This is a genomic window from Anaerocaecibacter muris, assembly GCF_943192945.1.
Taxonomy (GTDB): domain Bacteria; phylum Bacillota; class Clostridia; order Christensenellales; family Pumilibacteraceae; genus Anaerocaecibacter; species Anaerocaecibacter muris.
Window position 1 is genome coordinate 108,872 of the sequence record NZ_CALPCE010000004.1, and the last position, 15,168, is coordinate 124,039.

Annotated in this window: 17 protein-coding genes; 1 reads left to right on the forward strand and 16 read right to left on the reverse strand. The window is 46.4% G+C overall.

Annotated features, from left to right (window positions below; genetic code table 11):
* The first annotated feature begins 532 nt into the window (after window positions 1-532).
* On the forward strand, window positions 533-874 hold the full coding sequence (locus NFR57_RS04810) for an HNH endonuclease (protein ID WP_251182702.1): 342 nt from the start codon (window positions 533-535) through the stop codon (window positions 872-874).
* 52 nt (window positions 875-926) lie between these two features.
* Here the strand turns inward: NFR57_RS04810 and NFR57_RS04815 are convergent, their stop codons facing one another.
* From NFR57_RS04815 to NFR57_RS04885, 16 genes are all read right to left on the reverse strand, one after another.
* Window positions 927-2,513, reverse strand: coding sequence for a recombinase family protein (locus tag NFR57_RS04815; protein WP_251182703.1), 1,587 nt, complete (start codon window positions 2,511-2,513; stop codon window positions 927-929).
* Window positions 2,497-4,002 carry a recombinase family protein gene (locus NFR57_RS04820; RefSeq protein WP_251182704.1) on the reverse strand — a complete coding sequence of 502 codons (1,506 nt, stop codon included), beginning with the start codon at window positions 4,000-4,002 and terminating at the stop codon, window positions 2,497-2,499. The genes NFR57_RS04815 and NFR57_RS04820 overlap by 17 nt, the downstream gene beginning before the upstream one ends.
* A gap of 136 nt (window positions 4,003-4,138) precedes the next feature.
* Window positions 4,139-4,267 carry a hypothetical protein gene (locus tag NFR57_RS08720; protein WP_275557178.1) on the reverse strand — a complete coding sequence of 43 codons (129 nt, stop codon included), beginning with the start codon at window positions 4,265-4,267 and terminating at the stop codon, window positions 4,139-4,141.
* The gene (locus NFR57_RS04825) at window positions 4,248-4,559 is read right to left on the reverse strand and encodes a phage holin family protein (protein WP_251182705.1); all 312 of its coding nucleotides are present in this window, start codon (window positions 4,557-4,559) and stop codon (window positions 4,248-4,250) included. Before NFR57_RS04825 ends, NFR57_RS08720 begins: the two co-directional genes overlap by 20 nt.
* 9 nt (window positions 4,560-4,568) lie before the next feature.
* Window positions 4,569-4,865, reverse strand: a complete 297-nt coding sequence (locus NFR57_RS04830; protein ID WP_251182706.1) for a hypothetical protein — start codon at window positions 4,863-4,865, stop codon at window positions 4,569-4,571.
* An 8-nt stretch (window positions 4,866-4,873) separates the two neighbouring features.
* A complete protein-coding gene (locus NFR57_RS04835) occupies window positions 4,874-5,203 on the reverse strand; it encodes a hyaluronate lyase N-terminal domain-containing protein (protein WP_251182707.1) in 330 nt (109 codons plus the stop codon).
* A 10-nt stretch (window positions 5,204-5,213) separates the two neighbouring features.
* Complete coding sequence (locus NFR57_RS04840; protein WP_251182708.1) at window positions 5,214-6,278, reverse strand: hyaluronate lyase N-terminal domain-containing protein; 1,065 nt, start codon at window positions 6,276-6,278, stop codon at window positions 5,214-5,216.
* Entirely contained in the window at window positions 6,271-6,591 is a 321-nt protein-coding gene (locus tag NFR57_RS04845) for a hypothetical protein (protein ID WP_251182709.1), read from the reverse strand. Before NFR57_RS04845 ends, NFR57_RS04840 begins: the two co-directional genes overlap by 8 nt.
* Window positions 6,588-6,920: a hypothetical protein gene (locus NFR57_RS04850; RefSeq protein WP_251182710.1), complete on the reverse strand. Its 333-nt coding sequence runs from the start codon at window positions 6,918-6,920 to the stop codon at window positions 6,588-6,590. The genes NFR57_RS04845 and NFR57_RS04850 overlap by 4 nt, the downstream gene beginning before the upstream one ends.
* Window positions 6,905-7,840 (reverse strand): hypothetical protein, encoded by a 936-nt coding sequence (locus NFR57_RS04855; RefSeq protein ID WP_251182711.1) that lies wholly within the window; start codon window positions 7,838-7,840, stop codon window positions 6,905-6,907. Before NFR57_RS04855 ends, NFR57_RS04850 begins: the two co-directional genes overlap by 16 nt.
* A gap of 11 nt (window positions 7,841-7,851) precedes the next feature.
* Window positions 7,852-8,697: a hypothetical protein gene (locus NFR57_RS04860; protein WP_251182712.1), complete on the reverse strand. Its 846-nt coding sequence runs from the start codon at window positions 8,695-8,697 to the stop codon at window positions 7,852-7,854.
* Between the two features lie 9 nt (window positions 8,698-8,706).
* Entirely contained in the window at window positions 8,707-10,482 is a 1,776-nt protein-coding gene (locus NFR57_RS04865) for a hypothetical protein (protein ID WP_251182713.1), read from the reverse strand.
* 2 nt (window positions 10,483-10,484) lie between these two features.
* Window positions 10,485-10,841 carry a hypothetical protein gene (locus NFR57_RS04870; protein ID WP_251182714.1) on the reverse strand — a complete coding sequence of 119 codons (357 nt, stop codon included), beginning with the start codon at window positions 10,839-10,841 and terminating at the stop codon, window positions 10,485-10,487.
* A 1-nt stretch (window position 10,842) separates the two neighbouring features.
* A complete protein-coding gene (locus NFR57_RS04875; RefSeq protein WP_251182715.1) occupies window positions 10,843-13,533 on the reverse strand; it encodes a phage tail tape measure protein in 2,691 nt (896 codons plus the stop codon).
* A gap of 82 nt (window positions 13,534-13,615) precedes the next feature.
* On the reverse strand, window positions 13,616-14,035 hold the full coding sequence (locus NFR57_RS04880) for a hypothetical protein (RefSeq protein WP_251182716.1): 420 nt from the start codon (window positions 14,033-14,035) through the stop codon (window positions 13,616-13,618).
* 2 nt (window positions 14,036-14,037) lie between these two features.
* Window positions 14,038-14,913 (reverse strand): DUF3990 domain-containing protein, encoded by an 876-nt coding sequence (locus NFR57_RS04885; RefSeq protein ID WP_251182717.1) that lies wholly within the window; start codon window positions 14,911-14,913, stop codon window positions 14,038-14,040.
* Between the last annotated feature and the right edge of the window lie 255 nt (window positions 14,914-15,168).

Sequence of the window (15,168 nt, forward strand, 5' to 3'; positions counted from 1 at the left end):
CAATAAAATCGTGCCTTTATCGGTGGTATTTTGTCTTTTGTAAGGTTGCAACGTACCACGCTTTTTTTGCAACCTTGCGGCCACGTTTCAGCGTCGGTCTATTTTCCTTTTCGCTAAATATTTCATATTAGCTATTGACTTTCACCTGTTTTTTTGTTATAATATATAAGTAAGCCATAGGTACTTTAGTTAGAAGACCGTGCTGGTTCTCCCTACAAGGGTTTGACGAGGACTCCCCCATAGGTTTGAAGACAATCGGGATTGAGGAAAGCACGACGTACCTATGACAGCATTTCGTAACCTCATCGGTACTGACGTGGTCATTGAAAATTCTCGTTAAGCCACGGAAATGGTTCAACTTAGCTTCGTTGCCCGTACCGCTGCGTTACACCCTACAAAAAAATATAGCATTGGTTTATTCCTTTGCCAATTTTTTGTTGCGTGTAACGTAGAAAACTTCCAAATCGGTTTCTTCCCCACACACGCAACGTGTGGGGTTTTTCTATTCTGATTTGGAAAGGAGGTGAAGCAAGTGAAAATCAATCGCACCAATGCCATGCAGTTGTGGTATGAGAGTTTCGGGGATAAGGAGTATGCCGAAGACTTTCACGGCAATCTTATGTGTCGATCCGCTTACGGCGATGCCGACTATTTCATTCGGGAAAACGGGCAGCGGATATATTGCGGATGGAATATCCACCACATCCTTCCGAAAACACATGGCGGTACAGATGCTACCGAAAACCTTATCTGTACCAATATTATTACCAATGAGTCTGCGTCCGACAAAATCACTTACTGGATAGACGACTCGCAATACCAAGTAAAAAAGATTTTCGGCACTCATAAGTACCAAATCGTCCAACTGCAATAACGACAAAAGCACCCCATAGCATTGAGCTATGAGGTGCTTTCTTTTGTTGATCCTACACGGATTCTATAATGTTAACGCCGCATTTAAATTGGAATTCCAACTCGTGCTTGCCGTTAACTTTTATGACATCGACTATCTTACGCATCACATCCCTATCCAGACGGTTTTCGCCTGCATTGACAAGTAATTCATATGCCTCATCCAATTTTCGTTGCGCAAGCTGATTTTGCAGGTTTTGCTCGCTGATTACCTTTTCGCGCTCTTCGAGCTCTATTATCGTTCGGCTGTATTCTTCGTATTTTTTCTCGTACTCGCTCGACGAAATGTAGCCGTCCTTTCGTGCTTTGAATAAATCCAGGACTTCTTTCCTTGCTTGCATAAGTGCCTCGCGCACTTCCTCGATACCATCGCTTTCATTAACTTGCAAGCCTTCTTGCGTAGATTGCCTTACGATTTCGATGATTTCGCTTGCATCTCCTATAAGCCGCTCTATTGCGCGTTCGTATGCTGCGTACACGTCATCCTCTTTCAACGGTTTCATTCCACACTTATCTCGATCCAACTGGTGCGTGATGCATACCCAGGTCGGAACGGACTCACCACTTGCAAGCTTTCTGCTGTTGCGCCTAAACTTGCCTCCGCATTGTCCGCACACCAGAAGACCGCTTAAGATGTACTTTTGGCTATATTTTCCTTTCCCTGTTTTCGCGGTCGAACGTAGTGCTTTTCGGTTTGCCTTTTCCGCTTGCGCCATGTCGAACATCTCCTGGGTGATTATTGCAGGGTGACTGTTCGGCATATAATAACTCGGTGCTTGCCCTTCGTTCTTTACTCGCCGCGGCGATAAAACGTCGGGTTTGAATGATTTCCCCATGACGGCGTTACCTGTGTACTTATCGTTAGCAAGGATGTTCAGTACGGAATTTGCTTTCCACGGGTATCCGCATTTAGTACGTTTCCCTTCGACATTTAACATTTCGGCTATTTGCCTTACGGAATCGCCTGCAATATAGCTTCGGAATATAGTTCGAACTATTTCCGCCTCTTCCTCTACTATCGCATAGTTATCGCCATCCTTCTTATAACCGAGCGTGTTTGCGTTTATAAGCACACGCCCATCTTTGAATCGCTTTTGGAATGACCACTTAATGTTTGTTGACATCGTGCGACTTTCTTGTTCCGCCATCGCCGCGAGAATAGTTATAAGCACGTCACCGCCCGCCGTCATCGTGTCTATTTGCTGTGTTTCGAAGAATATGCTGATTCCGAGATCGCGGAGTTCGCGCACATACTTTAATGTATCAACTGTATTGCGGCCGAATCGGGATATCGATTTACATAGGATACGATTGATTTTTCCTGCTCGACAATCATCTATCATACGCATGAAATTCTTGCGTGTTTCGGCGCGAGTTCCCGTTGCACCCCAATCGGCGTAGCCCTCTATGTAGTTCCATTTCGGGTTCGACTTTATCTTCGCCTCGAAGTGTTCTTTTTGCCGTTCGTAGGATTCCTCTTGTTCATCGCTATCCGTACTAACACGCGCATAGTAAGTCACATTTTCTAATGCCGTCACCGCAGTCATGTTCGGACGATATATGGCTGGACGTTCGACTACTATTCTACCGTTTATTGCCATTTTTCACCTCTTGCTCCTTAGCCAATCTTTCTTGCCTTCGTTCCGCCCACCCAGGTCTATTCCCCGATGGACCGTTTGTGTATTCTCTACTGATTCGCGCCCCATTGATGAATACGAATGTTATGTTGTATGGGACTATTTCGACATGATCCAAGAATTTCTCCACCTTGTCGGCTTCGAACTCGGTTATTGGGACATAATCCGATTTGTCTATTCCTCGTATTTCGCGCATATCGATGTCGTGCGTTATCTCATCAATCTTTACCTTGAGTTCTTTCCATTCCGCATTATAATCGGCGATTTCTATCATGCGGTTAATTTTCAGCGCATTCAGTTCGCGTTCTTGTTCAAGTAGTTCGGCTCTTTGTTGCCGCAGTTTAAGCGTTGCGTCATCATTGCCACGCTGTGCTATAAATTCGTTATAGCACTCCACAAACTTCTCTTTGAGAACCTTGTCTTTTATTCGCGTGGTGTTGCAGGCCTCTTGCCCGAATGTGTCCTTTTTACAGCATACCCACACCTCGACTCGATATGGTAAATTCGGATTTTGCACCTTACGAGTATAGCCGCCGCCACACACTCCGCATCTTATCTTTCCTGTAAACTCATAGTGTTGCGGAGTCTTGCCGAACTCATTCTCGCTTGCTCTATCGTGCATTAGCTTTTGGACAAGCTGAAAGTCCTCAACGGATATGATCGGCTCGTGCGTATGCTGCATATAATATTGCCTTACCTCGCCCTTGTTTCGGATGCTTGCGCCGTCTACAGTATGGTATTTTTGCGAGAGCGCATCACCGATATATTTCTCGTTTGTAAGGATATATTGTAATGTGCCTCGGCTCCATGTTTCCTTTGTCTTGAATTTCACACCCTCTTTACGGAGTTGCTTACTTATGGCTATCATCCCCATACCGCCGATATACATTTTGAATATTCTCTTTACTAACTCGGCTTCGGTCGGTTCTATTTCGAGGGTGTTTGTTTCTTTGTTCATCTTGTATCCTAAAATTCCTGCACCGACGCTGATATAACCTTCTTTGAATTTTTCTCGCATCGACCACATTTGGTTTTCCGAGTAAATCTTTAGATCATTCTCGGCAACCGATGCGGCTATGGTTAAAAACACCTCACTATTGGGATTAAAGGTATCGATTTGTTCTTTCTCGAATATAACCTTTACGCCTTCTTCGCGTAATTCCCTTACCATCGTGAGTAATTCCTCGGTATTCCTTGCAAACCTTGCGACGGACTTGGTGAAAATCACTTCGAACCGCTTGTCTTTTGCATCGGCTAACATCTTTAATAGCTGCGGTCGTTTACGCATCCATCGACCGCCTATTCCTGCATCGGCATAGATTCCGCTAAACTCATACTCTTCGCTCTCTGCCATTTGACTCTTCCAATACTCGGTCTGGTATCCCAAGCTGTGCATTTGCGCGTTGCTTTTTGTGGAAACCCTACAATATGCAACGGCTTTCTTTTTAAGCATTATTACCTCCTGTTCAACTACACCTTTGCATTATCGGACTTGAATGTAGTGTAAAAAAATTTGTCCTACCCATTCATCGTGGGTAGGACAAACAATACCGTAAAAAGCGATTTGAGCCCAGCGAAACATCGCCAAATCACGAAAGAATTTTAGAAAGAATTATTCCGCATATCTTTTCTTTTTCGACATCGTTTATTATGCCCTTCAGCCACATCTTTTCGACAATGGCATTCGCGTATGCTATTTTAATCGCCTTGCTTTCCATCGGAGTCTTCCTCCTTTTTGCCAAGCTGCTTGATGATCTGGTTTGTTCCCGTTGCGGTGAGTCCGCTTGCTATTCCGATGAGTATTGCCACAAACACGTTTTCCGCCGGGACGATACTCGGTACAGCATAAAATGCCACCACACCGAGAACGGCTCCGAGAGCCGCCGCCACAAGCGGAATAAACCGCTTAAACTTTTCGTTTTGCTTTGTTGCGTACTTTATGAGATTGACCACCCAATAAACAATCGCCGCAATCACGGGTACGCTTATGAGTTCGAGATATTGTTCCATTGTTACCTCCTATTTATTTGCGTTTTGTTCCAAAAGGTATTCGTACATTTCGTCCTTGCTTTCGTTGTAACTTTCCATCGCTTCGTGCATCTCACCGTTGGTCTTTCCGTCGCGGATTGCTATCGCATTGGCGTATGTCAGTTTTCCGACCGCATCGATACTTTTCAGTATGAGTATGTTTTCCTTAGCCTTTGCCGCATCGCGCTCTTCTTCGCTTTTCGCTCTCTTCTTGAAAAACCGCTGCAAGAAAAAAAGCACCATACCGCTGATGATGCTCGATGCAATGCTTATAATGATTGCTACCATATTGCCTCCTATGCCTTTCTCTCCCAATAAAAAAGAGCGGTATCATCCGCCGCCGTGCGTTCCCACACTCCGCCCACACTGCTTTCGGGATTGGCGTTTATCGATGTAACCTTGACCGATCCGACGGGAAAGAAACAATCGAGTATTTCTTCTTGACTCATCCCCGTTATAAGGTATGGCAGTACCCGCCACTTGGCTTGACCGTTGCCCACCTTCATCTTGCCCGTGTCCGCCTCGATTCCTATTTCCCCGGCAAGCAGTACGGGATTGGCTTTGAGCCAATTCGTCGCACTGTCCGAGCGAAGACGGAGTTTGACTTGTACTTCTTTTTCCGCCATAGCCGCCGCCTTATGCGTTGCCGCCGTTGAGAATTATAGTGTCGGTCGCGTGGAGAATGGTTTCGCCGTCGGTAAGATCCGTCGAACTTGTCTGTGCAAAATTGTCCGCAAACGATGCTTTCGCACGGTCTTCGGTAAAGTATAGATTGTCTTTCTCTTCGATGTCCGCCGTGGTCAATACAACCGCGCCGATTTTTCCGTTGACCGAGTTTATCTTGCAATCGGGCGATTGCAGTTCAAGCCAATTCTCTAATTTCGATGCCGGGACGGTTTTGAGAATATACGACTTGCTTTCGTCAGAACGTATTGCCACATCGCCCTTTTGACAGTTGAGCGCAAGCATTTCTTCTTCGCTCGACACCGCAAACGGCTCCGTTATTGCAATGGGCGGAAGGTACTTTTTGTCTATCTTGCCGCCTGCACCGAGTTCGAGCAAATCCCCCGCTTTGCTACCGACATTTCTTGCCGCCGCCGTGCCTGCATCGGTTATCTTGGCAAGCGTGAGTTCGGGAATGTCTTCCGCCGTAAGCAATTCGCTCTTAATGACCAAGCCTTTTTCGTTGATCGTAAACTTGGTAAACGTGCCTTCGGTCGCCCCGCTGTTCTTCAGCACGATTTCGATGTTTGCGTCTTCGCTACCGTCGAAATCCGCCGAGCCTTCCGCATCCCCGCTTATCTCGATTTTGCGCGGCGTTTTAAGCCTTTGTGCTGTTTCCGCTTCCGCAACGACAGCGAGTTCATCCGCCGTTGCGATGCGCGTCCATACCGCCGCCGTATCCGTTTTGGCGATGAGAATGTATATCTTTCCGTCCGCTTGATTGAGCCACAGTTCGCCCAAGTCATACTGCGCATCGCTGTCGGTCGGATTGGTTTCCGACAGCACGATGTCGTCCGACAAGTATTTGAGCGACTCCCAATCCGTCGTGCCGTCGCCCACCTTAATCTTTCGCGTGTCGAGTTCGATGCCTATCTCGCCTTTTAAGAGGACGGGATTTGCCGCCGCCCAATTCGCCGCCGTGTCGTTTCGCAGTTGTATCCTGCTCTCCAACACTCTTTCCGTTGTTTCGTTAGCCATTTGCGTTACCTCCGTTAATGATTTTTATTTGACTGTAATCCGCGCCGATGCAAATATACGTTCCCGTAATCTCATCCCATCGGTACGCTCTGTTTGCCGCCGTGTCCATATACACCACGGCTTTATCCCCACGATTAGGAAATGCGTATTTGCTCGCGTATTGCTGTGGTTTGAGTTTAACTTCTACCGTTCGCAAATCGTTATCCACCACCGTTTCCGCAACGTCGTTTTCCGTTCCCTCGTAGGATCGCGTAATCGCCTTGAATTCTTCGACGTGTATGCAATCTTCGCAATTGCAATTTTGTTCGCTCACTTTGCTATCACCTCCAATTCTTTATCTACAAGCGTGTACACATCTTTCCCTTTGCCGCCGATATCTATCGTCAGTTGCATTCGGTACAACAAGCACGAGAGCCGTGCGGTTTCTTCGGCAGTTAGAAACACGAAAAACGAATCGCCCGACCACTCGATGCCGTCGGGAAATGTCTTTTCTATGTCGGGCGAACGGTTACGGCGTGCTATCGAAAATGTCAGTTTATCCGAATCGCGGATTCGCCAATCGCTCTCTCCCTCGATGGGTATTTTGATATGAAAAAAGGCGATGCTGAATGCCTCGCCTTGCGTTATTATTCGTCTTGACATTTTCGCCTCCTATGACGCCTCGAATCCAAACAGAGATTTTGGCTTAGGTTACCATTTTTCGACGATGTGACATCCCCATTGGTCTTAAACGTGACCGTGGTACGCACGTCAACATATACTCTCGTGCCAGAGTTGTATGACTGCGTACCATAGACGCCGCTCACTTCGGTTTTGGGTCGAAAGCCTTCGGGCAAAGTAAAAAGTTTCGATGTCTTATTGCTTGCAGTCACATAACCTATTACGAGTTTGCCTTGCCGTATGAGGGTAGCATTAGAGACACCGCTAATACTACCCGTTCTAAAACCCAAGTCGGCGATTTTATCATTCAGCACTTTCCCTTGATATGCGGACAATGCCGCAGTTCGACTTGTCGAAGAAAGGTTATCCACAACGGACACCGAATCGGGAACGCTCGGCTTATCTGCAAGGTCGTTGTAACTGCCACTTGTCGCTACCTTATGTAACCCCGTTACTTTGCTTGCTGAAACCGAGTCTATTTTTACATCGGTCACAGCTCCGTTTGCGATTTTTACGGTCGTTACGGCAAGGTCTTTTATTTTCGACGTTTCCACTGCATTTGCCGCTATCTTCGAAACCGTTACCGCACTCGATGCTATTTTTGCAGATGTCACGGCTAATGCGTCGATATTCGCCGTGGCAACGGTACTCTTAAACGCGAGAGTACGCAAGTCCGAAAACCACTTTCGTACCTTTCCAAAGCCGTCTTTTATGCTTTCTATAGCTGCAATATTATCTCTCGCTTGCGCCTCGGTGCTGTTTACAAACGCATCTTGCACTTGGTCAATAATAATCTTTACCTCTTGTAGATAGCGTTCGTTTTCCGCAAGCGTATTAAATATATCGGGTGTTACCTGACTCCCAGCGTGATAATCGTTCTTCGGTATTTTCCATTTAGCCATATTATCTCCTCTCAGTACGCCTTACCGAGTTCTATCACTCGCTTTATTGCAGGGCAGCTTTGCCCATTGATTTCGATATATCCTGCATCGCCATCTAAACCGCCGCCGTCGATTGTTGCATCGCCTTCGGTATAAATACTACCGCCGCCGTGATATACCGCAGTACCATCGTATCCCGTAGTAAGGCAGATGATATTGATGTTTGTCATGTGGTCGGCAGCATAGCAATCGCCGGGTATAAGAACACGCAAGGATGCATCTCGCCCAGACCCAAGCGCAATTCCTTCTCCGACGGCATCACTGAGTTCGACGGCATATCGGTATCCGCCCTTTATGACAAATCCGAGATCGGTATCGAAATAATTTGCATTGCCGCTAAATACCACCGTTCCCGAACCGCCGCCCAAATTGGGTTTGTTTTTTAAGTCGTTGTAATCTCCGCTCGTCGCTACTTTATGTAGACCTGTGACCTTGCTTGCCGACACCGAAGATATCTTAGCGTCGGTTACCGCGCTTGCATTTATCTTTGCAGTTGTCACGGAATTAGTGCCGAGCTTCGACGACGTTACCGCATAGTTGTCTATGTCGGATGTTCCGACTGTGGACTTAAATGCCAAAGCTTTGAGGTCGGCAAACCATTTTCGTATTTTAGCTATGCACACCTTTAATACCTCCGTTCCGCTTATATTTGTCCGAGTAGCATACTCGGTACTTGTAATGCTTGCATCTTGCACTTGCTCGGTCGTTATTTTCTTTTCCTTCAAATATCGTTCGTTTTCACCGAGCGTATTGAAAATGCTCGGCGTTACCTGCGCCTCCGCCGTATAATCGGTTTTCGGTTCTTTCCATTCCGCCATCGTAACCTCCTATATTTTTCTACCACGGGTTTCTTGTTTTAGGCCTCCGTCATAACTGAATTTACTATACTCGCACAAAAGCCGTTGTTTTTCACCAAAACGGTCTATACAGTCATAAGCGAGTCCTATTTCAAGTTCGGGATTTCCGCGCCACGTAGCCGTTATACTGCCTTGACCTGCCTGCATCTTTTTGAGTAGTACCGTGGCGATATATTCGGCGTGTTCGTGAGACTGAACAAGTTCGCTTGCAGGATGCGAATATTCCGCTACGCCGTAGTATTCGATGCTTTCCTCGTCGCGCTTTGTTATCTTACGCGACTTTATTTCGATGGCATAGCCCGACACCGTAATAATTCCTGTTTGCTGTATAGCCGATGTATTGGTTACCGTACAAGTGCAAGAGTTAACACCGCTTTGAAAGTTGGTTATTCGCACACTTGCATTATTCGTGACCGCCGAAGCATCGGATATTTCCGACGTGTAATCTATTGTCATGTCTACCGACTGACCTGCATCCAACCGTACCTCGGTATCCGTTACGTCTATTACGTCATCGGAGACCGACACATCGCTGTACTCAACGGATATGCTGTTTGCAAACTCGGTCAGCGATACATTCGATGTGTAACCGAACGCATTTCCTGGGTGTATTACTATCGGACTGACCGCCGCTACGTCATCTTCGTTGTTTATGCATATTCGGTTTTGTCTATCCACGAATATCTTGCACAGCCCGGCATTGGCTATTTCTTGTAGCGCATCCCACGCTGCCATTTTAGGCAAGAACGCCAAGTCCACCACGATGTCTTTTAGCATATCGGATATGATATACTCATCGGAGCTATGCCCTGTCTTTTGCAAGATATCTTCAGCTATCTCATACAGCGTTGCGTAATATGTGAGCGGAAAGCCAATATACATCTTGGCTTGTAAGCGCATCAACCTATCCGTTGCGCTGCACTTGACCCACTGACTGTCTTGCTCGATTGACCATTCGTCCGAGTAAAATGTGCCAAGCGCAGTGTACTCTACTTTGCCATTGTTATCGACGCCGATAAACGGCAACAACTTGCGATCGAGGAGCATTAGCGTCCGCAAGTAGCCTTTGTCAAACTTGCGGCCTTCGTTATAAATGCTGACTGTCATCGTGTCCGAATTGATATTGTAATTCCCCTCTACGGAACATAACTCTTCGCCAACCTCAAACGACTGCAAGGCATTCCCCTCGTATATCTCGTACAAACGCTCGTAAAACCGCAAGATTTTGGCACAGGCGTTCGGAATGCTCCATTTGGCTATTGTTAGTCGAACAGATGTGATATCCGCGATTCTCGGCTCTAACACGCACTCCAAATCGGTATTCCCCTCTATCTTCTCCGTCTTAACAACCACACCGTTCCGCTTATAGTCAACGGTGAAATCCATGGGATATTGATTGAGCTTACTATCCCCAATTACCTTCCAATAAATGATTGGGCGGTTCGTGAATTTCAGCTCGATGTACGGTTTATCCGCGAATACTCCATTGTTGTCGGAAAGCTTTCCACTCCACCAACCGCATAGAACGCTGTCATCCATCATTTGAAAACTGCCGTCCATCGTGGCGTTACCGTCCATAGTACACGCTTTAACTGTCGGGACACTCGGCAAGTGATACACTTCGGTCGGATGACTTATTTCCGAATTACCGCTCTCCTCGGTCGTTATATCCCGACTCAATTCTTCATCGGCATATATTACTTCAACCTTGCCGTATATCTTTCGAGGATTATCCGAGTACGCCATACCTACCTCTCTTTGAAAGACAGCGTCACACTCTTCCACATCATTCGCGCCTTGACCCAATCGTAATGCGGCATATATGTTAAGCCATCGGAGCGAGCCGTAATTTCTACAAGCTCACCCGTGGCATTGTCGTGAAACTCTATTTCGGAGAAAGCGCCGCCGCCTATCTCCGCTTGCAGTATCGCCATGTCTTCTTGGCTCATGTATTCCCAACTCAAATCGACCTTACGTTTAGTGCCGATAATGTCAACTACAAGTGTTCCGTCTGCCGTGCGCTCCGACTTATCCAAGACTTCGGGCGATACGGATATTTCTTTCGGCGGCTTGATCTGCTTACCGTTTATCTTGAAAAAGTCCACGCTATTCCTCCTGTAATATTACGCCGTTGCGTTTATATTCCTTTGTGAGCTTGGGCATTATGAGCCGCGCAAAAGTTTGTCCGTCGATTTGCAATACTATGTCTTTGCCGTCCTCGCCCGGCATATCATTCATTGCCGCCATGCCTTGCAGTAGGCCGTTTAAGAGGTCCCCATTGGGACTACTACCAGTGCCTACTACCGCTTGGTTTGGCGATACCGAGAGATTGAGAACCGATGCGACTTGCATTGCCGCACGTTGCATGAGCGGAATGTCAGCGTACATACCCTCCGCCATCATTTCCATAAGGTTAGGTATCCACTCGTCTGCGGTATGCCCCGGTCCTTTCTTTGTCGGCGAACCGAATCCGAGAAAATCCGCGATAGATTGACCTACCGATTTCACCCCATCGACTACCCAATCCCAACCTTTCTTGATTCCGTCACCGATGTTGCTTATAAGGTTCTTGCCCCAATTGAACGCATCCTTGAATAAGTTGGCAAAATAATCGCCGATCTTGCCGAACAGGTTAGTTATTGTATCCCATATCCATCCGCAAGCCGACTTTATACCGTTCCAAATGTTCGTAAAAAAGCCGCTTATACCTTCCCACGCTTTCTTGAAAATTCTGGTGATTGTTTCGCCGCAATTGCCGAAAAAGTTGGCTATACCCTCGCAAAACCCCTTGATAAATTCCCAAATGCCGAGGAATATGTTCTTGATTCCCGACCATATATTCCCGGCAAAGTCTTGCATATACTGCCAAGCTGCCGACCAATCGCCGCGCAACACCGCACAAACGATCTTGATTATGTCGAGAATTGCGTTTACCACATCGATTACCGCTTCAAGGAACGATCCAAGCGCATCGATTATTCCCGCGATTACGCTCGATACCACGCCGTACAGCGACATTATAACGCCGCCGAGCAGTTCGAATATCGGCTTTAAGGTTTCGTATAGCTGTACAATCGTATCCCATAGCGAGGCAAACAGCGTTTTGAGCTTTTCCCATATCGGCTTGACATAGCTGAAAAACTTGGCAAGGGCATCCCCTATGTTCGCATATGCGGCTTTAATACATTCCCAAATGGCTGTGAATATTTTCTTAACCGTTGCCCAAATCTTAGCTCCGTTCTTTTCCCAAAACCTTTGGATCGCTTTCACCGCATCGATTACGATGTCTTTGACTGTTCCCCATATTTTGGTCGCTATGCTCCATATCTTTTTGAATACGGTGCTTACCACTTTCCATACGGTTTGCAAAGCCTTTACCACGGCGTTTATTACTTTCTCGCCGTTCTTTTCCCACCACGCTTTGATGCGCTCTACCGCCGATAATATTACCGACTTGATTTTTTCCCAAATCTTCCCGACGGCATTTCGGAATCCTTCATTGGTCTTCCATAGGTAAGTCAGCACACCGACAACGGCGGCGATGATACCAATAATAAGTCCGACCTTGCTAAACAGCATCGATCCGACTTTTGCTATTGTTCCCACGCTACCGATTAGTTTACCGATTACGAGCAATAACGGTCCTATTGCCGCCGCTAAGAGCGCGATTGTGACGATATTCTTTTTCGTCCCCATCGACAGCCCCATTAGCTTGGCGGTCAGCGGTGAGATATACTTTTGTATGAACTGTCGGATTATTGGTATCAACACGTTGCCGAACGATATTGCGATCTCCTCAACTTCCGACTTGAGTATTTTCATTTGCCCTTGTAGCGTGTTGAGCTGTATGTCCGCCATTTCGGTCGCTTTATTCGTTCCCGTTATGGATGCGGTCATATCTCTCACAGCGTCACCGCCTGCCGACAAAAGCGCAAGCATTCCCGGTCCTGCTCTCGCGCCAAACACCTTCATGGCTTGCGAGGTGTCCATACCCGCCGCACCGAGCCTGTCAATGATTGTTGCGAGGTCGTTCGTTGCCGGGTTGACATCTTCAAATGCAATACCCAATTCTTCGAACACGTCAAGTGCCGCGGTGGACGGATTCATTAACGCTACAAGTGATTGCCGTAGAGCAGTACCTGCCGTAGAGCCGTCGTAGCCTGCGTTGTACAACACAGCCAATGCGCCCGTCGTTTCTTCTATGGTATAGCCGAGACTATTTGCCACAGGCCCGACGTATCCCATCGAATTGGCGAGTTTATCCATGTTCGCCATCGAATTACCGATTGCCGATGCGAAAACGTTAGTCACGCGCTCGGCTTGGTTCGCTTCAAGTCCGAACTGATTGAGGGTTGCTATTACCGTATCCGTAGTGAATGCGAGATCGCTTTGCGTTGCGCTTGCAAGATTCAGCGTTGCCTCGATGGAGTCAGCCATCTGGTCGACCTTATAACCTGCCGACGCCATGTAGTATAGTGCATCCGCCGCATCCGATGCCGAGAACACGGTCTTGCTTCCCATCTCTCTGGCAATTGCCGTCATACGCGCAAGCTCTTCGCTTGTCGCGCCTGCGACAGATGCAGCATTCGCCATACTTTGCTCGAACTTTTGCGAGACGTTGACCGCCGCCGTGCCTAATGCCACAAGCGGTGCGGTTATGCTTGCCGTCAGTTTCGTTCCCGCCTTTGTAAACGATGCCGACACTTTTTGGATTGATTTTTGTGCGTTGGATAATCCTTTCGAAAGCGAGGAGATGTCCGCCGCTATCTTGATGACAAGGTTTCTAATAACAGCCAATTCCCCACCTCCTTATTTGATTTGGTACACGAAAAAAGCAAGCACCTTTCGATACTTGCTTTGTTCTTATTTTGTTATCATTTTACGATTTCTTTTGCTTGTAAATTTCTTTCAAATCATCAATCGCCATTTCAGGTGACATCGTATGAAACATATAATAGTTTATTTTCATTGTTTCTACGGGTGCTTGCTTATAAATTTTTCTGCTATCTTCACCAGTATAAAAATGCCAATATCTATAAATATATCCCATCCAAAAAAGTTCGTCTTTTGTAAAAAGCGTACCGTGGTGCGTAAGTAACTGCGCACATTCGTCAGCAAGCTCTTCCATGAGATATTCTTCTCCTGCCCATTGCATACGATTGTATTCCGAATCGAGATTGTGCGCCAAATTCGAATTCATAAACTGTTTTATAAATGTCACACTGTCATATTCTTTATCTGCGGACATCTCAAACAACCGCCCTTGAATATCGCATAACTTAGACTGCAATATATCCATAATCATACATCACCTCGCAATGCCGCTTCCAAAATTTCATCAAAAAACCGACCTTCTCTGCGATAGTTTTTACAAATATCGTTCGCCATAGAAATGCCCTTTGCTCGGTTTTCTTCACTGACCGCTTGCAAGCATTTCCGCTCTAACGGCGACAGCTCGACTTCCCTTTCCACTCTTACTGCATCACACGCTTTTTGCGTTTTTGCAACATACTGCTTTCCGAGTTGTAATGCCGATAAACTGTTTACGAGTGCCTGATCGGTTATAAGTTCTTGAAAGAAATTATCTATGACAAAGAACATTCTGTCGTTTGCTATGCTACCTATAATCAAATCTCTGCTTTCGGAATAGTTTTTGTATTTTTGATATAAAGCCGTGGATTTTATTTTTTCCATTCTTCCGCGATGATATGCTACAAGCATTGCCCACTCGATATCCGCAGGTACTTCCACTGTTGCAAGTCCACCGATCTTGATAGACACTATATAAAACCTCGACTTGGCAAAATCGCACACCAATGTCAGCGGTTGCCCCGGTTCCGTACCCATATAAAAGCCTTGTCCGAAATCACACCGACTGCGACTTATGGGCGCTATTTTTCCTTTGAGCCCCTCTTTCGAGCCGTGGTATAAAACAATTCTATCCGTTTCGAGTTCTATTGCCGCTGCCGCTTTTTTCACCTTTTGAATGATCATTTCGTAAAGCGGCACGGAATGCCGAACGCAAAAATCGTACACCTTCATTTGTGCAAGATTATTCGGCATAGCGTGACCGTTTTCCCAACGATTTATTGTTGCAAACGTGACACCCAGCTCATCCGCCATTTCAGCTTGACTTAACTTTGTATATTCACGAATCTGTTTAATTATTTCGTTCATAGCCGCACTCCGAATATAACATTTCGTTTGAATTTATTATATACTATGTTATATGAATTGTCAAGCTTTCTCGAAGAGAAAATTGTATCTATTTTTAGCAACTCGCTGTTTTGCATGGGTTTATACTGATTTGCTCTATAAGTGCAGAGATTTATTTTACTATGATTCCCTTTTCCGCCGCCATTGCCTTTAATATTGCGTCGCTTTTGTTAGCCTGCTTTTTCGGCTTCTTTCGCGCATCGCGCAAGACTTTGC

Excerpts from the sequence above, each read along its gene's own strand:
- NFR57_RS04815 (WP_251182703.1), bottom strand. The coding sequence starts at position 2,513 with ATGGCAATAAACGGTAGAATAGTAGTCGAACGTCCAGCCATATATCGT.
- NFR57_RS04820 (WP_251182704.1), bottom strand. The coding sequence starts at position 4,002 with ATGCTTAAAAAGAAAGCCGTTGCATATTGTAGGGTTTCCACAAAAAGC.
- NFR57_RS08720 (WP_275557178.1), bottom strand. The coding sequence starts at position 4,267 with ATGGAAAGCAAGGCGATTAAAATAGCATACGCGAATGCCATTGTCGAA.
- NFR57_RS04825 (WP_251182705.1), bottom strand. The coding sequence starts at position 4,559 with ATGGAACAATATCTCGAACTCATAAGCGTACCCGTGATTGCGGCGATT.
- NFR57_RS04830 (WP_251182706.1), bottom strand. The coding sequence starts at position 4,865 with ATGGTAGCAATCATTATAAGCATTGCATCGAGCATCATCAGCGGTATG.
- NFR57_RS04835 (WP_251182707.1), bottom strand. The coding sequence starts at position 5,203 with ATGGCGGAAAAAGAAGTACAAGTCAAACTCCGTCTTCGCTCGGACAGT.
- NFR57_RS04840 (WP_251182708.1), bottom strand. The coding sequence starts at position 6,278 with ATGGCTAACGAAACAACGGAAAGAGTGTTGGAGAGCAGGATACAACTG.
- NFR57_RS04850 (WP_251182710.1), bottom strand. The coding sequence starts at position 6,920 with ATGTCAAGACGAATAATAACGCAAGGCGAGGCATTCAGCATCGCCTTT.
- NFR57_RS04855 (WP_251182711.1), bottom strand. The coding sequence starts at position 7,840 with ATGGCTAAATGGAAAATACCGAAGAACGATTATCACGCTGGGAGTCAG.
- NFR57_RS04860 (WP_251182712.1), bottom strand. The coding sequence starts at position 8,697 with ATGGCGGAATGGAAAGAACCGAAAACCGATTATACGGCGGAGGCGCAG.
- NFR57_RS04865 (WP_251182713.1), bottom strand. The coding sequence starts at position 10,482 with ATGGCGTACTCGGATAATCCTCGAAAGATATACGGCAAGGTTGAAGTA.
- NFR57_RS04880 (WP_251182716.1), bottom strand. The coding sequence starts at position 14,035 with ATGGATATATTGCAGTCTAAGTTATGCGATATTCAAGGGCGGTTGTTT.
- NFR57_RS04885 (WP_251182717.1), bottom strand. The coding sequence starts at position 14,913 with ATGAACGAAATAATTAAACAGATTCGTGAATATACAAAGTTAAGTCAA.